We start from the raw sequence: 25,273 nt of genomic DNA, 5'->3' as shown, positions 1-25,273 counted from the left end.
CCTTCATGAGCAAGATCCTGCGCACGACCGGTGCGGTGCTGGGCACGCTGGCGCTGGCGGGCACGCTCGCCGCGTGCGGCGGCGACAGCCTGGAGAAGAGCAAGGACAAGAGCAGTTCAAGCACGTCCGGTGGGTCCAGCAGTACGGACGGCGGCAAGCGGGGACCGCTGGTGATCGGCGCGGCCGGGTTCACCGAGTCCTCGGTCCTTGCCGAGCTGTACTCCCAGGTCCTGTCCGACGCCGGGTACTCGACCTCGATCACCACGGTCAAGAACCGTGAACTGTACGAACCGGCGCTGGAGAAGGGCGAGATCGACGTCGTCCCGGAATACGCGGCCACGCTCACCGAATTCCTCAATGCCAAGGTGAACGGCGACAAGGCGAAGGACAAGCCGCTCGCCTCCAGCGACGTCGCCGCCACGCTGGGCGAACTGACCAAGCTCGCCGCCCCGCGCGGTCTGAAGGTTCTCCCGGCCGGCGGCGCCGTCGACCAGAACGCGTTCGCGGTGACCAAGGAATTCGCCGCCAAGAACAACCTCAAGTCCCTTTCGGACCTGGGCGCGTCGAAGGCCAAGGTGAAGATCGCGGCCGGGGACGAGTGCAAGATCCGGCCGTTCTGCGCGCCGGGCCTGAAGTCCGCGTACGGGATCGACGTCAGCGGCATCGACCCCAAGGGCGTCGGCACGCCGGGCGCCAAGCAGGCGGTGAAGGACGGCGTGGACCAGCTGGTGCTGACCACCACGACCGACGCGACCCTGGACACCTACGGTCTCGTCCTGCTCCAGGACGACAAGAAGCTCCAGAACGCGGACAACGTCCTGCCGGTCGTCAATGCGAAGGACGCGGGCAGCCAGGAGATTGCCGACGCGCTCGGCAAGCTGACCAAGGTCCTGACGACCGCCGATCTGGTCGCGCTCAACCGCAAGGTCGACGCCGAGCGCGCCAAGCCCGCCGATGTCGCGAAGCAGTATCTCCAGTCGAAGGGACTGATCAAGAAGTAGCCGAATTTGGCGATCGGAGTAACTACCGGGGAACAGATTGGCGGGCGAGGGTCCATATGAGGTCTACGCACGGTAAATTTCAGGCCATGCCACGTGGACGCCACCGTCATTCCCCTCCGCTGCACCGGCTCCTCCAGCCGTCGGCCGTCGCCGGCGTCTCGGTCATCTGCGCCGGTGGCGCCTGGCTCTTCGATCAGCCAACGGCTCTGCGGGCGTTGGCCGCCGCGGCCGCGGCGGCCTGCGTCACCGGCTCGGTGCTCATGCGCGCCTGGGACCGGGCCGCGGGACGCCGCGTCGCCGAGCTGACGCGCTCGCGCGCCGCCGACCAGTGGCGCACCGAGGAGCGGATCGCCGAGCTGGAGACCGAGTTGGAGGAGTCGCGCGAGCTGCGCGGCCGGCTGGACGCCAAGTTGCGCACCAAGCGCAAGGAGCTGGCCGGGCTGCGTGGCGAGCACGCGGCGCTGCTGCGGCGCTACGCCACCGCCGAGACCGAGCGGGCCAGCGCCTTGGAGGGCCGGCGTCAGCTCGCCCTGGAGGCCGGCGGCCCCAAGGCGCTCGCGCGGTCGGGCAGTACGCCGACGCCGGCGTCCTACCTCGCGGCTGCCCGCGCCCTCGAATGTCTCTCGCTCAGCGCCGAACGCCAGGCGAAGGCACGGGCCGAGGCCGACGCGTCCTCGACCCGGGCCGCAGCGCGCACCGGCGCCGGGGAGGCGGAGGAGCCGCAGGGGAAGCCCGCGGCGGTCCTCGGCAGCGGGGAACACTCCCGCCCGTCGGCCGCCCTCACCGCCAAGCCCCGCCGGGCCGAACTTCCCGCGGCGCCCGCACCGGTCGCCTCGGCCGTCGTGCCCCACGCCGCCCGCCGCGCGGTGCGCCCCGAGGGCAGCTTCGACTTCTTCGGCACGGGCGGCGCCGCGGACACCGGGGATGCCACGGGCGCTCAGGACACCCAGGGAACCCAGGACACCCAGGGAACCCAGGGAACCCTGGAAGCCCGGAGCACCCCGGGGGCCCAGAACACGCCGGGCACGCGCGACGCGCGGCACACGGTGGCCGCCGCGATCGAGGCCGTACAGGACGAGGACCTTGCCGACGTGGTGGGCGAGGAAGTCCTGGCGAGCCGGGCCCAGCAGGGCCCCGACAAGGTCGTCGGCGAGGTCATCGACCTGACCGCCCACGACGAGACCGAGCAGCTCGACCTGGCGGACCTGCGCACCGCGATCTCGTAGCCGCACGGCGATCTCGTAGCCGCGCGGCGATCTCGTAGCCGCACCGCGTTGAGGCAGACCTCCGGCTTGAGGCTCGCCTACGTGTCGGGGCTGAGGCTCGCGTTCGCGTTGCGGTCCCGTGTGCGCGGCTCGGTGGGTTGACGTTCCCCGCGTGAGGGTCGATGCCCCGGCATCAGGGCTGCCGTTGGTGGGGGTCTGCGTCCGGTACCGAGGCCGCCGCATCGTGGACGAGTGTCGGTACCGGACGCAGAGACCGGATGCGCGGGGCAGCCGGCATCCGGGCGGGCTCCCTCCCCCCGAGCGGGCCCGCGGGAACCATGGTGAGTGGGCGAGCGCCGACTCACCAGGGAGCACGGGTGCAGAGCACGGCCCGGCCGGCCGTTCCGCGCTCCGTGGCCGCCCCCGCCGACCGCCCCCGCTACGGGTGACGCTCCCCCCGTGCCGGGCCTTTGTCGCGATGCCCCGGTCCGCTGCGCGCCGTAGGGGAGTTGACACAGTTTTTGACTTTCTGAGATCGCTTCAAGCCATCTGACGTACGTTGATGATCCACTCTTTTCGATTTTTGAGGGAGATCGTCCGTGCCCGTTCACATAGCTCCTCCATGTGTTGCCCTGCCGGGGAACGTTGTGACGACCGACGAGATCACCACCGACATCCGGCGGGCCCACGCGGGCCTGCCGCGCCTGGACGCGATGCTCCGGATCGCGCGCGCGACGACCGTGCGGACCCGGTATTTCACCCGCCCGCTGAGCGCTCCCACTCTGGCCGGAAATGCTCTGGTCGCGGAACGCAACAAGGTCGCTTACGAGGACGCGTTGGCGCTCGCCATCGAGGCGGGGCGAAGAGCCCTGGAGACGGCGCGGCTGCGCCCCGGGGACGTGGACGCCCTCGTCACCAGCCACACCACGTCCTGGACGGTGCCCTCCCTCGACGTCCATCTGGTCGGCGCCCTGGGCCTGCGCCCCGATGTGCGGCGCCACCCCATGGGCACGGTCGGCTGTGCGGGGGGCGCCCAGGGGCTGGTCCGCGCCCGCCAGGACATCGTTGCCCACCCCGGCGCGAACGTCCTCGTCGTCACGGCCGAGTGCCTGTCGGCGGCGACGTACAACCACGAGGACAGCAGCCTCGAATCCATGGTCTACAAGGTGCTGTTCGGAGACGGCGCGGCCGGCACGGTCGTCACCGGGGACCCCGCCTGGGCCGGGCCGAGTTTCATCCTCGACGACACCTTCGAGTACGTGCTGCCCGACAGCTCGGAACGCTACCGGGGCCGACTGAACGGCTCCGGGCTGCATTTCGACTCCACCCGCGCGGCGACCGCCTCCTTCAACGACTGCCTCCCGGCGCTGCGGGCCTGGCTGCGTCCCGACGAGCGGCCGATCGACTTCGCGGTGGTGCATCCCGGGGGCCCGCGCATCCTCGACGACACGGCCGCGGGCCTCGGGCTCCACGGCGACGCGCTGCGGCACGCGCGCGAGAGCCTTGCCGCCAACGGGAACCTCGGCGGCTCGGCGGTCCTGGACGTCCTGTCCCGTACGTTCGCCGGGGCGCCCGCCGCCGGCGCGACCGGCCTGATCATGGGCTTCGGCCCGGGCTTCGTCCTGGCGGCGGCGCGCGGCCACTGGTCGTCCTGACCGGAAGGCGCAGCGGGAGCGCGCACGCGCCGGGCCCTACGTGCGCCGGGCTGGCGGACGGGGGTGGGCTACTTGTCGATGTCGCCCACGACGAAGAACAGCGATCCGAGGATGGCCACCATGTCGGCGACCAGTGTCCCCGGCAGCAGCACGGCCAGGGCTTGGATGTTGTTGTACGAGGCCGAACGCAGCTTCAGCCGGTACGGGGTCTTCTCGCCCTTGCTGACCAGGTAGTAGCCGTTGATGCCGAGGGGGTTTTCCGTCCAGGCGTAGGTCTGGCCCTCCGGGGCCTTGAGGACCTTGGGCAGCCGCTGGTTGATGGGCCCCGGCGCCAGCTCGTCCATCCTGTCCAGGCACGCGTCGGCGAGGTCGAGCGCGTTGTGCGTCTGCTCCAGAAGGCACTCGAACCGGGCGAGGCAGTCGCCCTCGGTGCGGGTGACGACCTTCAGGGTGTCCCGCAGCTCTCCGTAGGCGAGGTACGGCTCGTCGCGGCGGAGGTCGAAGTCGACGCCGGAGGCCCGGGCGATGGGCCCGCTCACGCCGTACGCGTGCACGGCCTCGGCGGGCAGGACCCCGACGTTCCTGGTGCGGCCGCGGAAGATCTCGTTGCCGAGGACCAGGCCGTCGTACACGTCCATGCGCGAACGCACCGAGGCGATGGCGTGCCGCACCCGGCCGAGCCAGCCGAGCGGCAGGTCCTCCTTGAGGCCGCCGACCCGGTTGAACATGTAGTGCATGCGGCCGCCGGAGACCTCCTCCATCACCGCCTGAAGTTCCTCACGCTCGCGGAAGGCGTGGAAGATGGGGGTGATGCCGCCGAGCTCCAGGGGGTACGAGCCGAGGAACATGAGGTGGTTGAGGACCCGGTTCAGCTCGGCGAGCAGCGTGCGGGTCCACACGGCGCGCTCCGGGACCTCCATGCCGAGCATCCGCTCCACGGCCATGACGACGCCGAGCTCGTTGGAGAACGCGGAGAGCCAGTCGTGGCGGTTGGCCAGCATCACGATCTGGCGGTAGTCGCGGGCCTCGAAGAGCTTTTCGGCGCCGCGGTGCATGTAGCCGATGACCGGCTCGGCCTGCTGGATGCGTTCGCCGTCGAGTACGAGCTTGAGGCGGAGCACTCCGTGGGTGGAGGGGTGCTGGGGGCCGATGTTGAGCACCATGTCGGTGCTTTCCGCTCCGCCGCCGATGCCGACCGTCGTCTCCGTCATGCGGGCCAGTATCCCTCGCGCCCCCCGCCCTCACCTCCGTGGGCTCCGCCCCCGGCCCCGGTGGTCGCGTGCGGGGGTTTGGGTGGTGGGTGCGGTTGCGCCGTTCCTCGCGCCCCTGAACCCGCTTTCGGCTGCTGGCTGTGGTCGCTTTTCGCGCCGTTCCCCGCGCCCCTCAGGGGGCCGGTTTTCGGGTGCGGGTCGTGGGTGCTTCTCGCGCAGTTCCTCGCGCCCCTGTAGGGCATCCGGAATCGCTTCTCGCGGCCACCGCGGCAGGAACTCGCTTTCGTCCGCGGGCTGTGCGTGGCTGGTTGCGCAGTTCCCCGCGCCCCTGGCGGCGCTGGTGCAGTGGCCGTGCTGGGTTGCTCGGGCATCTTCAGCCCGTCCGGCGATTGAGGACGAGCGCCGTTCAGGCGCCAACCGGGGGTGCAGGGGGCGGAGCCCCCGCGTGGGGTCTGGGGCGGAGCCCCAGGGCTCAGCCGGTTCAACCCCGCTGCACGGGCGGGTGGGTGGGAAAACCCCCGGGCTCAGCCACTCCGGGTCAGACCCGCTGCATCAGCCACCCGAAGCCCCCCAGCCCGCCCCGCGAGGTAAGTTCCGCCGCCTCCCCCACCGCGGCCAGCGCCCGGACGTACCCCGCCGGGTCCGTCGAGGCCAGGGACAGGGCGGGCCGCGTGCCGCAGACGCCGAGGCGGCCCAGCGCCTCCCGCTGGGTGAGCAGTTCCGCGCCGGGCAGCGCGCACGCGTCAAGGGCGACATGCGCCGTGATGTCGCAGGACCCGTCCGGCACGGGCGTGACCTCCCGCCCGCCCCGGAACCCGCTGAGCGTCCCGAACACCGGCCGCGCCCCGAGCGTATGGGCGTAGTCGACGCCCACCGCGAGCCCCGCGTCGAGCGAGCCCACCGCCCCGGCCCAGGCCTCATCCCGCGGCCATCCGATCTCGGCGCGCGCACCCGGCTCGGTGAGCGGCCACCACCGGTCGAGCCACGCGGCGTCCGCGCCGGACACGGGCTCGCCCAGCGTCTCCGTGCCGTCGGGGCGTACCAGAACGAGCCTGGCCACCCCGTCCTCGTCGGCTTCGGCCACGTCCACGGGCACGTTGTCGAGCCATTCGTTGGCGAAGAGCAGGCCGCGTACCCCCGAGGGCACCGAATCGAGCCAGTCGATCCGCTCGTCGAGCCCGGCGGGGCGGGCCGCACGCTCGACGGCGTACGCGCGGACCGGGAAACCGGCGGGCAGCGCGGCCAGGACCCCGCGCAGGAGCTCCCCGCGCCCGGCGCCGACGTCGACGAGGTCGACCGGTCCGGGGCCGAGCCGGGCCGCGACCTCCGTGAGGAGGCGGGCGACGGCGCCCGCGAAGAGCGGCGAGGCATGCACGGACGTGCGGAAATGCCCGGCGGGCCCCTCGGGGCGCAGATAGAAGCCGCCCGGGCCGTAGAGCGCCCACTCGGTCGCCTCCCGCCATCCGCGCGGCCCGCCGTCGTCCCGCGGCCCCCGGCCCGGGCCGGGGTCGTCCCGCGTCGGCCCGCGCCGTCCGCGCGGCCCCGGGTCGTCCCGTTCCGGCCCCCGGTCCTGGGCGCCCGCGCCGGGGAAGTGCTGACATGTCTCATCCGTCACGGGGGCCAGTCTCCACCTTGCGGAGTACGCCGCCGGGGTCAGGATCGCCCCGACGGTTGACCCCTGCACCTATCCGTCTTCCCTACGCTGGGTTACGTGCAACGCCTCTACGATTTCATCCGCAGACACCCGACCGGGGTCGACACCTTCTGGGCCGTCATCCTGTTCGGGTTCTCCTGCCTGCAAATCGCGGCGGCGGCGCACGACCCGAAGCAGGCGGGCTGGGGCATCCAGGCCGGGGTGGCCGTCGGGATGGCCGTCGCCGTGGCGCTGCGCCGCAGGGTCCCCGAGAGGATGCTGCTGCTGGTGATCGCGATGGGTCTGGCCCAGCTCGTGCTGAATGTGCAGCCGCAGGTCCAGGACTTCGCGATGCTGGTCGCGGTCTACACGGTGGCTTCGGCGGGCCGGCGCTGGGCCTCGCGGGTCGCGCTCCTGGCAAGCCTGTGCGCGGCGCCGCTGGCCCATCTGCGCTGGTTGCAGACCGGTGGCGCCAGCAGCCCGCCGGAGAAGGCGTTCTTCGTCGTCATCATGACGGTCCCGTTCGTGCTCGCCTGGGTCCTCGGCGACTCGATGCGCACGCGCAAGGCGTACTTCGCGGAGCTGGAGGAGCGAGCCACGCGCCTGGAGCGGGAGCGGGAGGCGCAGGCCAAGGTGGCGGTCGCGGCCGAGCGGGCCCGCATCGCCCGTGAGCTCCACGACGTGGTGGCGCACAACGTGTCGGTGATGGTCGTGCAGGCCGACGGCGCGGCGTATGTGATGGACAGTTCGCCGGAGCAGGCGAAGACGGCCCTGGAGACGATCTCGATGACGGGCCGCCAGGCGCTCGCCGAGATGCGCCGGCTGCTCGGTGTGCTGCGCACGGGCGAGCACCAGGAGGCGGGGGAGTACGTGCCGCAGCCCGACGTCCAGCAGATCGAGGATCTGGTCGAGACGGTCAGGGCGGCGGGTCTGACCGTCGACTTCAAGGTCGAGGGCACCCCGCGTCCGCTGCCCAGCGGAGTCGAGCTGACGGCGTACCGCATCGTGCAGGAGGCGCTGACCAACACGCGCAAGCACGGCGGTCCCGACGCGGGGGCGAGCGTGCGGCTCGTGTACTTCGACGACGGGCTCGGCCTGCTCGTCGAGGACGACGGCCGGGGCGCCGCCCACGAGATGTACGAGGACGGCGGAGCCGACGGCCAGGGCCACGGCCTGATCGGCATGCGTGAGCGGATCGGCATGGTCGGAGGCACCCTGGACGCGGGCCCGCGTCCGGGCGGCGGCTTCCGCATCAGCGCGCTGCTTCCCCTGAAGCCGGCCCATTGATGTCCTGTACGCGGCCGCGACCGCGGCAGAGTGCTGGTGCTCGACCTTCGTACAGCGTGATGGAGAGGGAACGATGACGATCCGCGTGATGCTCGTCGACGACCAGGTGCTGCTGCGCACCGGGTTCCGGATGGTGCTCGCCGCCCAGCCGGACATGGAGGTCGTCGCGGAGGCGGGCGACGGCGCGGAGGCGATCGAGATCCTGCGGGCGACGGCCGTCGACGTGGTCCTGATGGACGTGCGCATGCCGAGACTGGACGGCGTGGAGGCGACCCGGCGCATCTGCGAGGCGCCCAACCCGCCCAAGGTGCTGATCCTGACCACGTTCGACCTGGACGAGTACGCCTTCTCCGGCCTGAAGGCGGGCGCCAGCGGATTCATGCTGAAGGACGTGCCGCCGGCCGAACTGCTCGGCGCAATCCGTTCGGTGCACAGCGGCGACGCGGTGGTCGCGCCGTCGACCACCCGGCGCCTGCTCGACCGGTTCGCCCCGCTGCTCCCCGCGAGCGGCAAGGAGCCGGAGCACAAGCACCTGGAGAAGCTGACCGAGCGCGAGCGTGAGGTCATGCTCCTGGTCGCGCAGGGCCTGTCCAACGGTGAGATCGCCGCCCGCCTGGTCCTGTCGGAAGCCACGGTCAAGACACACGTGGGCCGCATCCTGACCAAACTGGCGCTGCGGGACCGCGTCCAGGTCGTGGTCCTGGCGTACGAGACAGGTCTGGTGCGGGCGGGTGGCGGCGCCGGCTGATCCAGGGCCTGACCCATTGCACTGACCCATTGCCCTTAGTACGACGAGCGTCGTACTATCGGGCCGTTCGATACTTCGGTACGTCGGGACCCCGGTACGTCGGGACCCCGGTACTCCGGGACCCCGGGACCCCGGTGTCCGCGTACCTCGGTATTCCGGTGTGGTCGATGTGCGGGGGAAGTGGCGTCATGCGTGCGATCCGGTTCGACGAGTTCGGCGGTCCCGAGGTGCTTCGGCTCGTGGAGGCGGAGGTTCCGCGGCCCGGGCCCGGCGAGGTGAGCGTCGACGTCGCGTACGTCGGCGTCAACTTCGCCGACCTCAAGGCGCGTTCGGTGGGGTACCGGGTCGCCTCGCTCCCCTTCGTGCCCGGTCTCGAATTCTCCGGCCGCGTCCGGGCCGTCGGCGCGGGCGTCGAGGGTCTTGTGGTCGGCCAGGAGGTCGCCGCGATGACCGAGGGCGGCGCCTACGCGGACGTGGCGGTCGCCCCGGCCGCCACCGTCTTCCCGCTGCCCGATGGCGTCGGGCTGCGCACCGCCGCGACCTTGCCCACCGTGCTGCCCACCGCGCACGCCCTGATCCACGAGGTGGGCCGGCTGCAACCGGGCGAAACCGTCCTCGTGCAGGGCGCGGCGGGCGGCGTCGGCACCGTGGCCGGGCAGATCGCCAAACTCGCCGGGGCGGGCGCCGTCTACGGCGTGGTCTCCAGCGAGGCCAAGGCCGCCTACGCCCGCGAGCACGGCTACGACGACGCCTTCCTGACCGGCACCTTCGACACGGACGTGCTGCGCGCCACCGACGGCAGGGGCGTGGATCTGGTGCTCGACCCGGTCGGCGGTGCGACCCTGCGCCGCGGCCTCGACTCGCTCGCGCTGTTCGGCCGGCTCGTCTCGTACGGCAACGCGAGCGGTGAGGAGGCCTGGCAGGTGGGGCAGGGCGAGCTGTATCCGAAGGGACGGACCGTCTCCGGTTTCTCCATCCTCGGCCTCGCGGCGGACGACCCCGGGGCGCTGCGCGCGATCGCGGACCGGGCGCTGCGGCTGGCCACGAGCGGCGCGGCGGAGCTGCCGGTCACCGCGGAGTTCGCCCTCGAAGAGGCCGCGTCCGCCCACCGGTTGATGGAGGGCCGCACCTCGACGGGCAAGCTCCTGCTGAGGGTCGCCCCGCCGCACGAGGCCTGACGGGGCACGCACGGCCTACCGCAGCACGCCTTCGATGAAGTCGCTGCCCAGGCGGGCCACCACCGTCAGGTCCAGCTGGTGCAGTACGTAGCGGCCGCGGCGCCGGGTGGTGACGAGCCCGGCCTTCTTCAGGACGGTGAGGTGGCGGGAGACCTCGGGCGCGGTGATCCCGTGCGCGTCGGCCAGCTCGCTCGTCGTGTACGGGGACCGCGCCAAGTTGCGGCACAGCCGCATCCGCATCGGGTGGGCCAGCGCCTCCATGCGCAGCTTGAGTATGTCGACCGAGGCGGGCGAGGGCAGTTCGGGCCCGTGCACCGGATAGTGGACCACCGGCCGCCAGCCCGGCGCGTGCAGCACCATCAGGTGCGGCCAGCCGAACGAGGTGGGCACGAAGGTGAGCCCGGCGCCGGGCTCCGGGTGGGTGGCGGTCGTGCGGCCCTCGCTGAGCTTGTCGACGCTGATCCGCGTGCCGCCCTCGTCCAAACTGAGAGCGGCCGAGACGGACTGGACGGCCTCGGCGAGCCCCTTGCGACGCAGCAGCTCCGCCTTGTGCCGGGCGTCGGCCGCCAGTTGGACCCGGGCCCGCTGCCAGGTGTCGGCGAAGAAGGCCTGTTCGCAGTCCTCCATAAGGCGCCGCACCCAGGCCCGTACGGACGCCGGATCGTCCAACAGGCGCTTGGTGAACTCCACTTGGCGCGGACCGCGGGTCGCCGCCATCTCCAGGGCGCGCCTCCGCATCCCCGGGTCGTGCATGGCCGAGTCCGACTTGGTCCCGTACAGGCTGGAGCAGGTGAACTCCAGGGCGGCGGAGGTGAACCGCTCGTCGGTGAGGCGGTCGAGCAGATCAAGGTCCTCGGCGAGCGTCGAGCCGGGGCTGCCGTCGTGGCCGGGTATGCCCGCGAACGGCATGAACACGTCGGAGAACGTGTTGCGCCACAGGAAGTCGGCCTCGTGCAGCCGGTCCGCGAGGTCGGGCTTCAGGGCGGCGGCCGTCGCCGTGGCCCAGCCGTGCAGGCCCGGGTGGTGGCCGGGCTCGGAGAGCGCGTGCAGGGCCAGGCCCAGCTCGGCCAGCGGCGAGATCGCGAAGCCGATGCGCTCGGGCGGCAGGCCCGTGATGTCGATGGTCACGCTCATGGGACAAGGGTGCACCGGCCCACTGACAAAGCCGCCGTCGATTGACGGTCCCGGTCAATCGACCGACTCGACGGCGCCGGCCGGGCCGCCATTTGACGCGGCTCGTCAATCGGCGCGACGTGGGGTCCGAACAGGCTCACCGTTGAGGCATGGACGCGATGCAGCAGCACATGATCGACAGCTACCGAGCGGCACGGCTCGGCGAGCCCGCGCCACCGGTGCCGGGCACCCACGACGTGGCGACCCTGCGCGGGATGCGGGACTACCGCCGCTTCGAGGCGGTCCTTGCGGGCCGCATCGCGACTGGCCGCCTGCGGGCGGCCCTGGCCCACCTGTTCGCCCCGCAGCACCCCCGGCGCCACCCGCCGGTGTGCCGCTGAGAGCCGCTGAAAGTCGCTGAAAGCCGATGAGAGCCGGTGCGGTGACGCGCGGCGGCAGCTGGTCGACCGGGCCGTACGCCCCTACCCCGCGCACCTGCGCACCTGCGCCCGCGCCACTGCGCCCCGCGCCCCTGCGCCCTGCGCCCCGCGCCCCTACGCCCTCGGGCGTGCGCCTCGCTCCGCCGGGGGCAGCAGTCGTACGAAGTCGGCCACCGCCGACCGTACGTCGTCGGCCGTCCACTCCAGGCCCGGGGCGTTGACCGTGACCTCGGTCTGGGCGACGCCCGCCGGGCCCGAGGGGTTCGCGAACCAGCGCCGGAACAGGCAGACGCCGCTCTCCCGCACCTGCTGGAGCGAGGCGCTGTTGAGCACGTCGGCGTCGTACGGCAGCCACACCTGGAACTCATGGGTGTGCGGCGGCTCGGGGTGCACCCGGAACCAGGGCATGCCCGCCTCCATGAGCCCGTCCCCGATCGCCCGCGCCACGACCTTGGCGTGGGCCACGTACGCGGGCAGCTCGGGCAGCACCTTGCGCAGGCCGAGCAGGCCGGACAGGGCGGCCGGGAACTGCTGGAAGAGCTGGCCCCCGTAGCGGTGGCGCCAGGTGCGGGCCTCGGCGATCAGCGACTCGGGACCCACGAGGACGGCGCCGGAGAGGCCGCCCAGCGTCTTGTAGAACGACACGTACACGCTGTCCGCGAGGCCCGCGATCTCGGACAGGGAGCGCCCGAAGTGGGCCGTGGTCTCCCAGATCCTGGCGCCGTCGAAGTGGACCACCGCGTCCCGCTCGCGGGCCGCGTCGACCACGGCCACGAGCTCGTCCCAGGTCGGCAGGACATAGCCCGCGTCGCGCAGCGGCAGTTCCAGCATCAGGGTGCCGAAGGGCTCGTCGCAGTCGCGGACCTCCGCCGCGTCCGGCAGCCGGGGCGCGTCCGTCGGGTGGACCGTACGCAAGCCGCTGACCTGGCTGAACGCGCCCCGCTCATGGACCTCGGGGTGGGCGAGCGGGTGCAGGGCCACGGTGGGGTTGCCGGTGCGCGCCGCCCAGCAGCGCAGCGCGACCTGCTGGGCCATCGTGCCGGTGGGGAAGAAGACGGCCGCCGGGAAGCCGAGCACCTGGGCGGTGCGGCGCTCCAGTTCGGTCACCGCGCCGTTGCCGTAGATGTCGGCGAACTCGTCGAGGTCGTACACCTCGGAACCGTCCGCCAGGAGGGCCGTCAGTCGCTCCGCCAGGGTGTGGTCGACCGTCTGCTCGGCCAGGGCGCGCCCGGCGCTCCTGAAGACGGCGAGCCGGCGCTGATACGCCTGGTCCTTGGTCTCCTGCGGCGCGTCCGGCCCGGTCGCCTCCGATGCGTCCGGCGAGGTCGGGGAGACGGGCTCGGGGGCGGGCTCGGAGACGGGCGTCGGGGCGGGCCGGGAGACGGCCTCGGGGACGGAATTCCGCTCGGTTTCTGGCATGGTGCGATGATCGCCCACACCCTGTGGACAACCAAGGGGGTTTCCCGGCCCTGGGCGTAGCATGACGGGGCCGATTGATTTTGGTTTTGGCGTCCGGTACCCCTCGCGGACTGGAACGGAAGGCCCCCACCACGTGAACGCACCACCAGAGCACCGCCACGAGAACAGCCCGGCGGACCGCCCCGCCCGCCTCGCCGTGGGCGTCGTCGGCGCGGGCCGGGTCGGCCCCGCGCTCGCCGCCGCGCTCCAGCTCGCCGGCCACCGCCCCGTCGCGGTGTCCGGTGTCTCCGACGCCTCCGTACGCAGGGCCGCGGCCCTGCTGCCCGACGTGCCCCTGGTCCCGCCCGCCCAGGTCATGGAGCGCGCCGACCTCGTCCTGCTCACCGTGCCCGACGACGCGCTGCCGGGCCTGGTCGAGGGCCTTGCGGAGACCGGCGCGATCCGGCCCGGCCAGCTCCTGGTGCACACCTCGGGGCGGTACGGCACGGCCGTGCTCGACCCCGCGCGGCGGGCCGGCGCGCTGCCGCTCGCGCTGCACCCGGCGATGACGTTCACCGGGACCGCGGTGGACGTCCAGCGACTGGCCGGCTGCTCGTTCGGCGTGACCGCGCCCGAAGAGCTGCGCCTGGCCGCCGAAGCGCTGGTCATCGAGATGGGCGGCGAGCCCGAGTGGATCGAGGAAGAGGCCCGCCCGCTCTATCACGCGGCCCTCGCCCTCGGTGCGAACCACCTGGTCACGCTGGTCGCCCAGTCCATGGAGCTGCTGCGCGACGCCGGTGTCGCCGCCCCGGACCGGATGCTCGGCCCGCTGCTCGGCGCGGCCCTCGACAACGCCCTGCGCTCGGGCGACGCGGCCCTGACGGGACCGGTCGCGCGTGGCGACGCGGGCACGGTCGCCGCCCACGTCGCCGAGCTGCGCAAGCACGCTCCGGGTACGGTCGCGGGCTACCTCGCGATGGCCCGTACGACCGCCGACCGGGCGCTGGCCCACGGACTGCTCAAGCCGGAGCTCGCCCAGGACCTGCTCGGGGTGCTCGCCGAGGGGGAATCCCGATGACGGAACGAACCGCACGTACGGACGGCACGGACCCCACGGTCCGGACGGATCGGACGGACCCCGCGGTCCCCACGGTCTGCACGGACCGGACGGACCCCACGGACCGCACGGACCGCACGGACCGCACGGAGCCAACCGACCCGGCCGACCCGGCCGACCCGGCCGACCCGGCCGACCCGGCCGACCCGGCCGACCCGGCCGACCGGACGGCCCGCACGAACCCGACGGCTCACCCGGACCCGACGGCTCACCCAGACCCGGTGGCCCGCACGGGCCGGACCGCCCTGGTGCGTACGGCCGCGGAGCTCGCGGCCCTCGACCGCACCGGCCGGCGCGCCGTCGTGATGACCATGGGCGCGCTCCACGAGGGGCACGCCACCCTGATCCGCACCGCACGGCAGCTGGCGGGCCCCGAGGGGCAGGTCGTGGTCACGGTGTTCGTCAACCCGCTCCAGTTCGGCGCCGGTGAGGACCTGGACCGCTACCCGCGCACCCTGGACGCGGACCGCGCGATCGCCGAACGCGAGGGCGCCGACGCCGTGTTCGCGCCCGCCACCGACGAGGTCTACCCGGGCGGCGAGCCCCAGGTGCGCGTCACCGCGGGCCCCATGGGCGAACGCCTCGAAGGCGCCTCGCGCCCCGGCCACTTCGACGGCATGCTGACCGTCGTCGCCAAGCTGCTCCACCTGACCGCGCCCGACGTCGCCCTGTACGGCCAGAAGGACGCCCAGCAGCTGGCCCTGATCCGGCGCATGGTGCGTGACCTGAACTTCCCCGTGGAGATCGTCGGCGTACCGACCGTGCGTGAGGACGACGGGCTCGCCCTGTCCAGCCGCAACCGCTACCTCTCGCCGGACGAGCGGGCCGCCGCCCGCGCCCTGTCGCGCGCGCTGTTCGCGGCCCGCGACCGGCTCGCCGCCGAGCACGCCCTGCACGCGCGCGCCGCCGCCGGTGGCGCCGTCACGGGCCGGGCCGGCGCGCTCACCGCGATCGGCGAGGCCCGCGCGGCCGCCGACGCCCACGCGGTGGCCGCCGCCGCGCCGTCCCCCGCCGTCATTCGAGCCGTCGCCCAGGGCGTCCTCGACGACGCGGCAAAGGCCGAACCGCCGGTGGTCGCCGACTACGTGGCGCTGGTCGACCCCGCGACCTTCCGCGAGGCACCCGAAGGGTTCGACGGCGAGGCGGTCCTCGCGATCGCCGCACGCGTCGGCACCACGCGCCTCATCGACAACATCCCGCTCACGTTCGGAGCACCGGAATGACTGGCAACGCGACGACCGGCACCGGCATACGCCTCGACGCCCCCGAGCCCGGCTGGGCCATCGACGCGGACGTCGTGGTCGTCGGCTCCGGCGTTGCGGGCCTGACCGCGGCCCTGCGCTGTACCGCGGCCGGGCTCGCCACGGTGGTCGTCACCAAGGCCCGCCTCGACGACGGCTCGACGCGCTGGGCGCAGGGCGGTATCGCGGCGGCCCTCGGCGACGGCGACACCCCCGGCCAGCACCTGGACGACACCCTGGTGGCCGGCGCCGGGCTGTGCGACGAGGACGCGGTGCGCCTCCTGGTCACCGAAGGCCCGGACGCCGTACGGCGGTTGATCGCCACCGGAGCGCACTTCGACACCGACGCGACGGGCGCGATCTCGCTGACCCGCGAGGGCGGCCACCACCGCCGCCGCATCGCGCACGCGGGCGGCGACGCGACGGGCGCGGAGATTTCCCGCGCGCTGGTCGAGGCGGTCCGCACGCAGGCCGTGCGCACCATCGAGAACGCGCTCGTCCTCGACCTCCTCAAGGACGCCGAGGGCCGCACCGCCGGCATCACCCTTCATGTCATGGGCGAGGGCCAGCACGACGGGGTCGGCGCGGTCCGCGCGCCCGCCGTGGTCCTGGCCACGGGTGGCATGGGCCAGGTGTTCTCCGCGACCACCAACCCGTCGGTGTCCACCGGCGACGGGGTGGCGCTCGCGCTGCGCGCAGGCGCCGAGATCTCCGACATCGAATTCGTCCAGTTCCACCCCACGGTCCTCTTCCTCGGCGCGGACTCCGAGGGCCAGCAGCCGCTGGTCTCCGAGGCCGTACGGGGCGAGGGCGCCCACCTCGTGGACGCGCACGGCACGCGCTTCATGCTCGGTCAGCACGAGCTGGCGGAGCTCGCCCCGCGCGACATCGTCGCCAAGGCCATCACCCGCCAGATGCAGGCCCAGGACGCCGAGCACATGTACCTGGACGGGCGGCACTTCGGCGCCCGGATGTGGGAACAGCGCTTCCCGACCATCCTGGCCGCCTGCCGCTCGCACGGCATCGACCCGGTGACCGAGCCGATCCCGGTCGCGCCCGCCGCGCACTACGCGTCCGGCGGCATCCGCACCGACCTGTGCGGCCGCACCACCGTGCCCGGCCTGTACGCGTGCGGCGAGGTCGCCTGCACCGGGGTGCACGGCGCCAACCGGCTCGCCTCCAACTCCCTCCTCGAAGGCCTGGTCTTCGCGGAGAACATCGCGGCGGACATCGCGGCGGGCCTTGCGGCGGACGTCGCGGTGGACATTGCCGCGGGCCTTGCGGCGGACCTCGCGGCCGGTTCGTCAACTCCCGTTCGCCACAAGGTGGTTGACGTCGAGCCCCAGGGCGAGCCGGTGCCGCTGCTCGACCCGGCCGCCCGCATCCAGATCCAGCGGACCATGACCATGGGCGCCGGGGTGCTGCGTTCGGCCGGGAGCCTCGCCGGGGCGGCCGACCGTCTGGAGGCGATCCGCGCCGACGAGCGCAAGGCCGCCGTGCCGGGCGTCGAGGCGTGGGAGACCACCAACCTGCTGCTCGTCGCCCGCGTCCTGGTCGCCGCGGCCGCCGCCCGCCCCGAGACCCGCGGCTGCCACTGGCGCGAGGACCGGCCCGACCGCGACGACGCGGCCTGGCAGCGCCACCTCGTCGTCCGCCTCACGCCCGAGCGGTCCCTGGACATCCGTCCCACCAGCACCGCCACTTTCCCCCCGACCGTCGCAGCCACCCCCCTGGAGCCGTAACCGTGAGCACGCCCGAGGAACTTCGTCCCCAGCCGGTGGACGTCCCCCTGATCCAGATCGGTGCGCCCGCCCAGGGCGGCGGCTGCGGCGACGACTGCGGCTGCGGCGGGGACGACGAGGTGTACGAGTGCGGGCTCGACCCCGCGCTCGCCGCACTGCTCGCCGAGTCCGGCCTCGACCCCGTCCAGGTCGAGGACATCGCCCACCTCGCCATCGAGGAGGACCTGGACGGCGGCATGGACGTGACGTCGGCCGCCACCGTCCCCCAGGACGCCGTCGCCACCGGCGACTTCACCGCCCGCGAGGCCGGTACGGTCGCGGGGCTGCGGGTCGCCGAGGCGATCCTGTCCATCGTGTGCACCGAGGAGTTCGAGGTCGAGCGGCACGTCGCCGACGGCGACCGCGTCGAAGCCGGACAGAAGCTGCTCAGTGTCACCACCCGCACCCGTGACCTGCTGACCGGCGAGCGCAGCGCGCTCAACCTGCTGTGCCGCCTGTCCGGCATCGCGACCGCCACCCGCGCCTGGACCGACGCCCTGGAGGGCACCGGCGCCAAGGTCCGCGACACCCGCAAGACCACGCCGGGCCTGCGCGCCCTGGAGAAGTACGCGGTGCGCTGCGGCGGCGGCGTCAACCACCGCATGTCCCTGTCGGACGCGGCGCTGGTCAAGGACAACCACGTGGTCGCGGCCGGCGGCGTCGCCGAGGCCTTCAAGGCCGTACGCGACCGCTTCCCCGACCTCGCCATCGAGGTGGAGGTCGACACCCTGGCCCAGGTCACCGAAGTCCTGGACGCCGGGGCCGACTTGATCCTGCTCGACAACTTCACCGCCGAGCAGACCGCCGAGGCGGTCGCCCTGGTCGCGGGCCGCGCGATGCTGGAGTCCTCGGGCCGGCTCAGCCTGGCCAACGCCGCCGAGTACGCCGCGACCGGCGTCGACTACCTGGCGGTGGGCGCCCTCACCCACTCCTCGCCCATCCTGGACATCGGTCTCGACCTGCGCGAGGCCGGCCGAGAGGGCCGGGCCTGATGCTGCTCACCATCGACGTCGGCAACACCCACACCGTCCTCGGTCTGTTCGACGGCGAGGAGGTCGTCGAGCACTGGCGCGTCTCCACCGACCCGCGCCGCACCGCCGACGAACTGGCCGTCCTCCTGAACGGCCTGATGGGCACCCACCCGATGCTCGGCGCGGAGCTCGGCGACGGCATCGAGGGCATCGCGATCTGCTCGACCGTCCCCTCCGTCCTGCACGAGCTGCGCGAGGTGACCCGCCGCTACTACGGCGACGTCCCCGCGATCCTGGTGGAGCCGGGCATCAAGACGGGCGTGTCGGTCCTGACCGACCACCCCAAGGAGGTCGGCGCCGACCGCATCGTCAACTCGGTCGCGGCCGTCGAGCTGTACGGGGGCCCGGCGATCGTCGTCGACTTCGGCACCGGCACGACGTTCGACGCGGTCACCGCGCGCGGCGAGTACACGGGCGGCGTGATCGCCCCCGGCATCGAGATCTCCGTCGACGCCCTCGGCATCAGGGGCGCCCAGCTCCACAAGATCGAGGTGGCCCGGCCGCGCTCGGTGATCGGCAAGAACACCGTCGAGGCCATGCAGTCCGGCATCGTGTACGGGTTCGCCGGCCAGGTCGACGGTGTCGTACGGCGCATGAAGCGCGAACTCGTCGGCCCCGACGGCGACCCGGACGACGTCACGGTCATCGCCACCGGCGGCCTCGCCCCCACGGTGCTCGGCGAGGCCGAGGAGATCGACGAGCACGAGCCCTGGCTGACCCTGATCGGCCTGCGGCTCGTGTACGAACGCAACGTGCCGCGTTCCTGAGCTCCCGCACCGAAAGGCGGCGCCGCCCCTGGCGCCGCCTTTCGCGTTCGGCGGGGCTTCCCCTCGGGCACGCGGGCACGCAGGCACGCGGGCGCGGGCGCGGGGGCACTCGGGCACGCGGGCGCCCTCAGGTCAACGCGCCCGGCATCTCACCATTAAAGGGATTTTGTCCCTGTAGGACGTATCGTCACCGCATGCCCACGCCATACGGATCCCGTGGCGGCATGGCGTTCGGCGCTGACGAGCTGCGTGTGCTCCGACGCGCCCTCGCCATCGCCCTCCACCCCACCGCCGCCCAGGACGAGGACATCAAGGACTGCCTGCGCCTGGCCGAATCCGTGGACGAGGCCGTCCGCGAGGCCGACCGGCTGCGGACCTTTCTGCTCGCCGACCTGGCCCGCTACCGCGACGCGCTCCCCGGCTCCCTGCCCGGCTACACGGAGCTGCTTCAGGACGCCCTGGCGACCGGCTACGACCCCGGGCCCGACGATCTGGCCGCCCTGCGCGCCCTGCGCTCGAACCCGGTCTGCGCGGCCCTCCTGGAGCGCTGCCGGGTGCTGGCGGAACGCTCCGTACGGGCCCGCCTCGCCGGCCGCGCGCTCCGCGCCCCGGCCCCGCGGACCCGGCTGCTGACCCTGCTCGACGGAGGCGCGGGCGCGGGCGAGGGCAGGGACGGGCGCAAGGACCGCGAGGACCGCAAGGACGGCGACAGGGCCGCCGAGCCGCGCCCGGCCGCCCCCGCCCGCCCGGCGCCCGCGACGCCCGCGCCCGAGCGGCCCGTACCGAAGCCGTCCGAAGCCTTCCCGCCACGCCGCCGTCCCGTGCCCCCGCCCGAGGAACGGCGAGCGGGCTAGCTACCCTGTCGGTATGGACTACGTTTCCGCGCTTCTGCCCCCCGTGGTGATGGCCATCTTCTTCACCGCGCTCGTCGTGACGATCGTCAAGAGCCAGGGCGGCCCCAACAAGGGCAAGGAGGACGCGGCCGTGGACAGCGCGCTCGCGCGCGCCGAGGCCGCACAGCAGCACAAGCCCGCCGCCTCCTGACCTCACGGCCCGGGCGGGCACATACAGGCACACCTCGCGGGGGCGCACGGGTTCATTTCCCGACGTGCGCCCTTTTTGCTGCGCCCTCACGGCAAATAACCAGCCATTCGCGACATCTCCCACTATGGTGCAGATGTGCCCCGTCAATTGGGAGAGCTGGAAGACGCCGTGATGACCCGGGTCTGGCAGTGGAACCGTCCGGTGACCGTCCGGGAAGTCCTCGAAGACCTTCAGCAGGAACGGTCGATCGCCTACACCACGGTCATGACCGTAATGGACAATCTCCATCAGAAGGGCTGGGTCCGCAGGGAAGTCGACGGGCGGGCCTATAGATATACGGCGGTCTCGACGAGGGCCGCGTACGCCGCGGCCCTGATGAACGAAGCCTGGTCCCGGAGCGACAACCGCGCCGCCGCACTGGTCGCCTTCTTCGGCATGATGTCCCCCGAGGAGCGCGAAGCGCTGCGCGATGCCGTACGCATGGTGTCGGAGCCGGAACCCGAACGAGAGCGTGAACCCGAACACGGCAGGGAACCCGAACAGGGCCCGGAACCCGAACAGGGATCCGAAGAGGCCGATGTGTCCGGTGACAGCGCGGGGCGATAGCGTCCAGGCATGCCTTATCCCGCCGCTAATGCCGTCACCGTCCGCCGGGCCAGGACCGGCGATGTACGGGCCGTGCGAAGCCTTCTCGATGCGTACGTCGGCGACGGGACCCTGCTCGACAAACCGACCGTCACGCTTTACGAGTCCATCCAGGAGTTCTGGGTGGCGGAACGGGACTCCGACGCACGGGTCGTCGGCTGCGGGGCGCTGCACGTGATGTGGGAAGACCTCGCCGAAGTGCGCACTCTCGCGGTGGACCCCGAGTTCCACGGTTCCGGCATCGGACATCTGGTGCTCGGCAAGCTGCTCCAGACCGCCCGTTGGCTCGGAGTGCGCCGGGTTTTCTGTCTCACCTTCGAAGTCGCCTTCTTCGTGAAGCACGGCTTCACGGAGATCGGCGAGACTCCCGTCGATACCGTCGACACAGATGTCTACAGCGAGCTGCTGCGCTCCTATGACGAGGGCGTCGCCGAGTTCCTCGGTCTCGAACGAGTGAAGCCGAACACCTTGGGCAACACCCGGATGCTTCTGCACCTGTGATCGGGGAAGCGGCAGGAACCTGTCGGATCCCTATGTCCGAATCGCGTACGTTTCCCGTGGGGCGGGGATCCTGAACCTCTGCTGGGGGTTTGTGTTTTCCAGGCAAAAGCGGTTTCCTTTCCGCGTACTGCATTTTCGATGAAAGGAAATCCGGTGGCACAGAAGGTTCAGGTCCTTCTTGTCGATGACCTCGACGGTGGCGAGGCTGACGAGACGGTGACGTTCGCTCTTGACGGTAAGAGCTTCGAGATCGACCTCACCACCGCCAACGCGGACAAGCTCCGCGGTCTCCTTGAGCCGTACCTCAAGAGTGGCCGGCGTACCGGTGGCCGCGCGGCCGGCGGTCGTGGCAAGGCGCGTGGTGCGGTGCTCGGCGGCGGCAACCAGAACACGGCCGAGATCCGCAAGTGGGCCAAGGAGCAGGGTTACAACGTGAACGACCGCGGACGCGTCCCGGCCGAAATCCGTGAAGCCTACGAGAAGCAGAACGGCTGAGTTCCCGCGTTCCCCGCACCATCGGGGGATGGGGCGTGAAACAACCGGGCCCGGTGGCATTCCGTCGCCGCCGCGGCCACCAGTCGCACGAGGCTGAGGCCCGTGGCGCGACTGTCCGGCAGGGCCGTCCTGCGGTCCCCGCCAGCGCCCGGCTCACCGGCGCCACCGCACTGAGCGATTCCGGTGAAGGAGGGAAGTCGCGCCTCCACCTCGCACCCGGGCTCGGGGGGCCGCAGCCACACGGCGGCCCCTCGCGAGCCGGACCAGCCGGGCGGCACCGGGGCGGTGATCCGGCCCCCGACGCCGATCGCCGTCAGATCCAGGCCCACCCCGCCCCACTCCAGCCAGTCGAGCAGCCCCGGCAGCTCGTCCGCGCTTCCGGCGGCGACGAGCAGCCGCATCCGGCATCCCGTCAGGGCGACAGGACCGGTGTGCTTGTACCGCTCCAGGAGGGCGAACCCGGCGGTGGCCGGCAGTTCGAGGACGTCGAAGCGCAGCCCCGTGAGCAGGTGGACGGGGGGTCCCGCCGAGACGGCCCAGCCGAGCTCGCGCTCGTACCACTGCGCGAGCGGGCCATCCAGGGGAGCGCGGGGTGCCGGCACGGTGAAGGCCATGCCCGGAGCAACTGGAGAAACGGCGCCAAGTTACGCTGGGTTTCCGGTCGAACGCGTTCCGTCGCTCGATTCGGGGCGCTCGGGGGTGCGGGCAGGCGCAAGGCTGTTCGCCCGTAGCTTACGGAAACGGGGCGCGCCGCATGGAGTGTCGGTCCGGACGGGTAAGACATTCCTAGTGGGGAGGGGCGACACGCTCGTCAGGCGGTCTCACGTTCGCCATCGGCGTACTGGAGACAGGGGTATCTGTCTGGCCTGCGGGAACATCGTCTCGCACCATCGGGTTGGAGCAGTTGTCGGCTGTTCGGGCCGGGAGGCATTGAACGGGTGTCGGCAGTTGGAATGAGCTGTCCCGCCCTGCGGGACTAGCATGCGGAAGGACAGGGAGGGGACCGCCCCCTTACTGCTCCGACCGCTCTGAGGAGCGATTAACGATGTTCGAGAGGTTCACCGACCGCGCGCGGCGGGTTGTCGTCCTGGCTCAGGAAGAAGCCCGGATGCTCAACCACAACTACATCGGCACCGAGCACATCCTCCTGGGCCTGATCCACGAGGGTGAGGGTGTCGCCGCTAAGGCCCTGGAGAGCCTCGGGATTTCGCTCGAGGCGGTCCGCCAGCAGGTGGAGGAGATCATCGGTCAGGGCCAGCAGGCCCCGTCCGGGCACATCCCCTTCACCCCTCGCGCCAAGAAGGTCCTGGAGCTTTCGCTCCGCGAGGCCCTCCAGCTCGGCCACAACTACATCGGCACCGAGCACATCCTGCTCGGCCTGATCCGCGAGGGCGAGGGCGTCGCCGCCCAGGTCCTCGTGAAGCTGGGCGCCGATCTCAACCGGGTGCGGCAGCAGGTCATCCAGCTGCTCTCCGGCTACCAGGGCAAGGAAGCCGCCACCGCCGGCGGCCCTGCGGAGGGCACCCCCTCCACGTCCCTGGTGCTCGACCAGTTCGGCCGCAACCTGACGCAGGCCGCTCGCGAATCCAAGCTCGACCCGGTCATCGGGCGCGAGAAGGAGATCGAGCGCGTCATGCAGGTGCTGTCGCGCCGCACCAAGAACAACCCGGTCCTCATCGGCGAGCCCGGCGTCGGCAAGACCGCCGTCGTCGAGGGCCTTGCCCAGGCGATCGTCAAGGGCGAGGTGCCCGAGACGCTCAAGGACAAGCACCTCTACACGCTGGACCTCGGCGCCCTGGTCGCCGGCTCCCGCTACCGCGGTGACTTCGAGGAGCGCCTGAAGAAGGTCCTCAAGGAGATCCGCACCCGCGGCGACATCATCCTGTTCATCGACGAGCTCCACACCCTGGTGGGTGCGGGCGCCGCCGAGGGCGCGATCGACGCTGCGAGCATCCTGAAGCCGATGCTGGCCCGCGGTGAGCTCCAGACCATCGGTGCCACCACGCTCGACGAGTACCGCAAGCACCTGGAGAAGGACGCCGCTCTTGAGCGCCGCTTCCAGCCCATCCAGGTCGCCGAGCCGTCGCTGCCGCACACCATCGAGATCCTCAAGGGTCTGCGCGACCGCTACGAGGCCCACCACCGCGTCTCCATCACCGACGAGGCGCTGGTCCAGGCCGCGACGCTGGCCGACCGGTACATCTCGGACCGCTTCCTGCCGGACAAGGCGATCGACCTGATCGACGAGGCCGGCTCGCGGATGCGTATCCGCCGGATGACCGCGCCGCCGGACCTGCGCGAGTTCGACGAGAAGATCGCGGGCGTGCGTCGCGACAAGGAGTCGGCCATCGACTCCCAGGACTTCGAGAAGGCAGCTTCGCTCCGCGACAAGGAGAAGCAGCTGCTGGCGGCGAAGGCCAAGCGCGAGAAGGAGTGGAAGGCCGGCGACATGGACGTCGTCGCCGAGGTCGACGGCGAGCTGATCGCCGAGGTCCTGGCCACGGCCACGGGCATCCCGGTCTTCAAGCTCACCGAGGAGGAGTCCTCGCGGCTGCTCCGCATGGAGGACGAGCTCCATAAGCGCGTCATCGGCCAGAAGGACGCCATCAAGGCGCTCTCGCAGGCCATTCGCCGTACGCGTGCCGGTCTGAAGGACCCGAAGCGTCCCGGTGGTTCGTTCATCTTCGCCGGTCCGTCCGGTGTCGGTAAGACCGAGCTGTCCAAGACGCTGGCGGAATTCCTCTTCGGCGACGAGGACGCGCTGATCTCCCTCGACATGTCGGAGTTCAGCGAGAAGCACACCGTTTCCCGTCTCTTCGGTTCGCCCCCCGGTTACGTGGGTTACGAAGAGGGCGGCCAGCTCACCGAGAAGGTGCGCCGCAAGCCGTTCTCCGTCGTCCTGTTCGACGAGGTCGAGAAGGCCCACCCCGATATCTTCAATTCCCTGCTCCAGATTCTGGAAGACGGTCGCCTGACCGACTCCCAGGGCCGGGTCGTGGACTTCAAGAACACGGTCATCATCATGACGACCAACCTCGGGACCCGGGACATCTCCAAGGGCTTCAACCTGGGCTTCGCCGCCCAGGGTGACGTGAAGACCGGGTACGACCGCATGAAGGCGAAGGTCAACGAGGAGCTGAAGCAGCACTTCCGCCCCGAGTTCCTGAACCGTGTGGACGACACGGTGGTCTTCCACCAGCTCACCGAGGAAGACATCATCCAGATCGTCGACCTCATGATCGACAAGGTGGACGAGCGCCTGAAGGACCGCGACATGGGCATCGAGCTCAATGCCGAGGCCAAGTCGCTGCTCGCCAAGAAGGGCTACGACCCGATCATGGGCGCCCGGCCGCTGCGCCGGACGATCCAGCGGGAGATCGAGGACATCCTCTCCGAGAAGATCCTCTTCGGTGAGCTGCGCCCCGGTCACATCGTGGTCATCGGCACCGAGGGCGAGGGTGAGGAGAAGAAGTTCACCTTCCGCGGCGAGGAGAAGTCGGCGCTGCCCGACGCCCCGCCGATCGAGGACGCGGCCGCCGGTGGCGGTCCGAACCTGAGCAAGGAGGCGTAGCCCTCTTCGGAGGTCCCGCCCGAAGGGGCCGGCCCGGCTCGTACGCACCGTACGAGCCGGGCCGGCCCCTTTTTCCGTGGGTACCGTGTTTCCCGTGGCTCCTGTGGGACTTTCCGCACCTAGGGGGTGTCTGGTGGATCATGGCCGGGGGTGCGGCGCCTGGCACGGCACCTCGCGGCGTTGCCGAAACGCCCCGATAGCTCCGCTATCA

General features: G+C 71.9%; 23 protein-coding genes. 18 read left to right on the top strand and 5 right to left on the bottom strand.

The window, feature by feature from the left end:
• The first annotated feature begins 5 nt into the window (after positions 1-5).
• The 3 genes from ACGFW5_RS33990 (at position 6) to ACGFW5_RS33980 (ending at position 3,861) form a co-directional block, all read left to right on the top strand.
• The gene (locus ACGFW5_RS33990) at positions 6-1,001 is read left to right on the top strand and encodes an ABC transporter substrate-binding protein (protein WP_393838196.1); all 996 of its coding nucleotides are present in this window, start codon (positions 6-8) and stop codon (positions 999-1,001) included.
• 86 nt (positions 1,002-1,087) lie between these two features.
• Positions 1,088-2,227, top strand: a complete 1,140-nt coding sequence (locus ACGFW5_RS33985; RefSeq protein ID WP_393838195.1) for a hypothetical protein — start codon at positions 1,088-1,090, stop codon at positions 2,225-2,227.
• Positions 2,228-2,853: 626 nt separating this feature from the next.
• Positions 2,854-3,861, top strand: a complete 1,008-nt coding sequence (locus ACGFW5_RS33980) for a PhlD (RefSeq protein ID WP_393838194.1) — start codon at positions 2,854-2,856, stop codon at positions 3,859-3,861.
• Between the two features lie 68 nt (positions 3,862-3,929).
• On the opposite strand, the gene ACGFW5_RS33975 is transcribed toward ACGFW5_RS33980, so the two are convergent.
• Both ACGFW5_RS33975 and ACGFW5_RS33970 read right to left on the bottom strand, forming a co-directional pair.
• On the bottom strand, positions 3,930-5,072 hold the full coding sequence (locus ACGFW5_RS33975) for an NADH-quinone oxidoreductase subunit D (protein ID WP_393838193.1): 1,143 nt from the start codon (positions 5,070-5,072) through the stop codon (positions 3,930-3,932).
• A 538-nt stretch (positions 5,073-5,610) separates the two neighbouring features.
• A complete protein-coding gene (locus ACGFW5_RS33970) occupies positions 5,611-6,687 on the bottom strand; it encodes an SAM-dependent methyltransferase (RefSeq protein WP_393838192.1) in 1,077 nt (358 codons plus the stop codon).
• Between the two features lie 96 nt (positions 6,688-6,783).
• On the opposite strand from ACGFW5_RS33970, the gene ACGFW5_RS33965 reads away from it, so the two are divergent.
• The 3 genes from ACGFW5_RS33965 (at position 6,784) to ACGFW5_RS33955 (ending at position 9,918) form a co-directional block, all read left to right on the top strand.
• Positions 6,784-7,992, top strand: coding sequence for a sensor histidine kinase (locus ACGFW5_RS33965; RefSeq protein WP_393838191.1), 1,209 nt, complete (start codon positions 6,784-6,786; stop codon positions 7,990-7,992).
• A gap of 73 nt (positions 7,993-8,065) precedes the next feature.
• On the top strand, positions 8,066-8,740 hold the full coding sequence (locus ACGFW5_RS33960) for a response regulator (RefSeq protein ID WP_393838190.1): 675 nt from the start codon (positions 8,066-8,068) through the stop codon (positions 8,738-8,740).
• 188 nt (positions 8,741-8,928) lie between these two features.
• On the top strand, positions 8,929-9,918 hold the full coding sequence (locus tag ACGFW5_RS33955) for a zinc-binding alcohol dehydrogenase family protein (protein WP_393838189.1): 990 nt from the start codon (positions 8,929-8,931) through the stop codon (positions 9,916-9,918).
• Between the two features lie 15 nt (positions 9,919-9,933).
• Here the strand turns inward: ACGFW5_RS33955 and ACGFW5_RS33950 are convergent, their stop codons facing one another.
• Positions 9,934-11,046 (bottom strand): DUF5937 family protein, encoded by a 1,113-nt coding sequence (locus ACGFW5_RS33950; RefSeq protein ID WP_393838204.1) that lies wholly within the window; start codon positions 11,044-11,046, stop codon positions 9,934-9,936.
• 155 nt (positions 11,047-11,201) lie between these two features.
• Here ACGFW5_RS33950 and ACGFW5_RS33945 point away from each other — a divergent pair, with 155 nt between their 5' ends.
• Positions 11,202-11,432, top strand: coding sequence for a hypothetical protein (locus ACGFW5_RS33945; protein ID WP_393838188.1), 231 nt, complete (start codon positions 11,202-11,204; stop codon positions 11,430-11,432).
• A gap of 153 nt (positions 11,433-11,585) precedes the next feature.
• On the opposite strand, the gene ACGFW5_RS33940 is transcribed toward ACGFW5_RS33945, so the two are convergent.
• Positions 11,586-12,890 (bottom strand): beta-eliminating lyase-related protein, encoded by a 1,305-nt coding sequence (locus tag ACGFW5_RS33940; RefSeq protein ID WP_393838187.1) that lies wholly within the window; start codon positions 12,888-12,890, stop codon positions 11,586-11,588.
• Positions 12,891-13,023: 133 nt separating this feature from the next.
• Between ACGFW5_RS33940 and ACGFW5_RS33935 the strand changes: the two genes are divergently transcribed.
• The 10 genes from ACGFW5_RS33935 (at position 13,024) to ACGFW5_RS33890 (ending at position 21,491) form a co-directional block, all read left to right on the top strand.
• Complete coding sequence (locus tag ACGFW5_RS33935; RefSeq protein ID WP_393838186.1) at positions 13,024-13,947, top strand: Rossmann-like and DUF2520 domain-containing protein; 924 nt, start codon at positions 13,024-13,026, stop codon at positions 13,945-13,947.
• Positions 13,948-14,207: 260 nt separating this feature from the next.
• A complete protein-coding gene (gene panC, locus ACGFW5_RS33930) occupies positions 14,208-15,209 on the top strand; it encodes a pantoate--beta-alanine ligase (protein WP_393838203.1) in 1,002 nt (333 codons plus the stop codon).
• Positions 15,206-16,969 carry an L-aspartate oxidase gene (locus tag ACGFW5_RS33925; protein WP_393838185.1) on the top strand — a complete coding sequence of 588 codons (1,764 nt, stop codon included), beginning with the start codon at positions 15,206-15,208 and terminating at the stop codon, positions 16,967-16,969. Before panC ends, ACGFW5_RS33925 begins: the two co-directional genes overlap by 4 nt.
• A 2-nt stretch (positions 16,970-16,971) precedes the next feature.
• Positions 16,972-18,000 (top strand): carboxylating nicotinate-nucleotide diphosphorylase, encoded by a 1,029-nt coding sequence (gene nadC / locus ACGFW5_RS33920; protein WP_393838184.1) that lies wholly within the window; start codon positions 16,972-16,974, stop codon positions 17,998-18,000.
• On the top strand, positions 18,000-18,806 hold the full coding sequence (locus tag ACGFW5_RS33915) for a type III pantothenate kinase (protein ID WP_393838183.1): 807 nt from the start codon (positions 18,000-18,002) through the stop codon (positions 18,804-18,806). The genes nadC and ACGFW5_RS33915 overlap by 1 nt, the downstream gene beginning before the upstream one ends.
• A 224-nt stretch (positions 18,807-19,030) precedes the next feature.
• Positions 19,031-19,660: a hypothetical protein gene (locus tag ACGFW5_RS33910; RefSeq protein ID WP_393838202.1), complete on the top strand. Its 630-nt coding sequence runs from the start codon at positions 19,031-19,033 to the stop codon at positions 19,658-19,660.
• A gap of 13 nt (positions 19,661-19,673) precedes the next feature.
• Positions 19,674-19,850: a hypothetical protein gene (locus tag ACGFW5_RS33905; protein WP_393838182.1), complete on the top strand. Its 177-nt coding sequence runs from the start codon at positions 19,674-19,676 to the stop codon at positions 19,848-19,850.
• Positions 19,851-19,985: 135 nt separating this feature from the next.
• A complete protein-coding gene (locus ACGFW5_RS33900) occupies positions 19,986-20,456 on the top strand; it encodes a BlaI/MecI/CopY family transcriptional regulator (protein ID WP_393838181.1) in 471 nt (156 codons plus the stop codon).
• A gap of 9 nt (positions 20,457-20,465) precedes the next feature.
• Positions 20,466-20,996, top strand: coding sequence for an amino-acid N-acetyltransferase (locus ACGFW5_RS33895; protein WP_393838180.1), 531 nt, complete (start codon positions 20,466-20,468; stop codon positions 20,994-20,996).
• A 153-nt stretch (positions 20,997-21,149) separates the two neighbouring features.
• Positions 21,150-21,491 (top strand): Lsr2 family protein, encoded by a 342-nt coding sequence (locus ACGFW5_RS33890; protein WP_393838179.1) that lies wholly within the window; start codon positions 21,150-21,152, stop codon positions 21,489-21,491.
• Here ACGFW5_RS33890 and ACGFW5_RS33885 read toward each other — a convergent pair.
• Positions 21,470-22,105 carry an SCO3374 family protein gene (locus ACGFW5_RS33885; RefSeq protein ID WP_393838178.1) on the bottom strand — a complete coding sequence of 212 codons (636 nt, stop codon included), beginning with the start codon at positions 22,103-22,105 and terminating at the stop codon, positions 21,470-21,472. The two genes, ACGFW5_RS33890 and ACGFW5_RS33885, sit on opposite strands and share 22 nt — an antisense overlap.
• A gap of 431 nt (positions 22,106-22,536) precedes the next feature.
• On the opposite strand from ACGFW5_RS33885, the gene ACGFW5_RS33880 reads away from it, so the two are divergent.
• A complete protein-coding gene (locus tag ACGFW5_RS33880) occupies positions 22,537-25,062 on the top strand; it encodes an ATP-dependent Clp protease ATP-binding subunit (protein ID WP_393838177.1) in 2,526 nt (841 codons plus the stop codon).
• Positions 25,063-25,273 lie beyond the last annotated feature (211 nt).

This window comes from Streptomyces sp. NPDC048416 (genome assembly GCF_043200435.1).
Classification (GTDB): domain Bacteria; phylum Actinomycetota; class Actinomycetes; order Streptomycetales; family Streptomycetaceae; genus Streptomyces.
The sequence above is the reverse complement of the archived record's forward strand: the minus strand, read 5'-3'. Positions and strand labels throughout refer to the sequence as shown.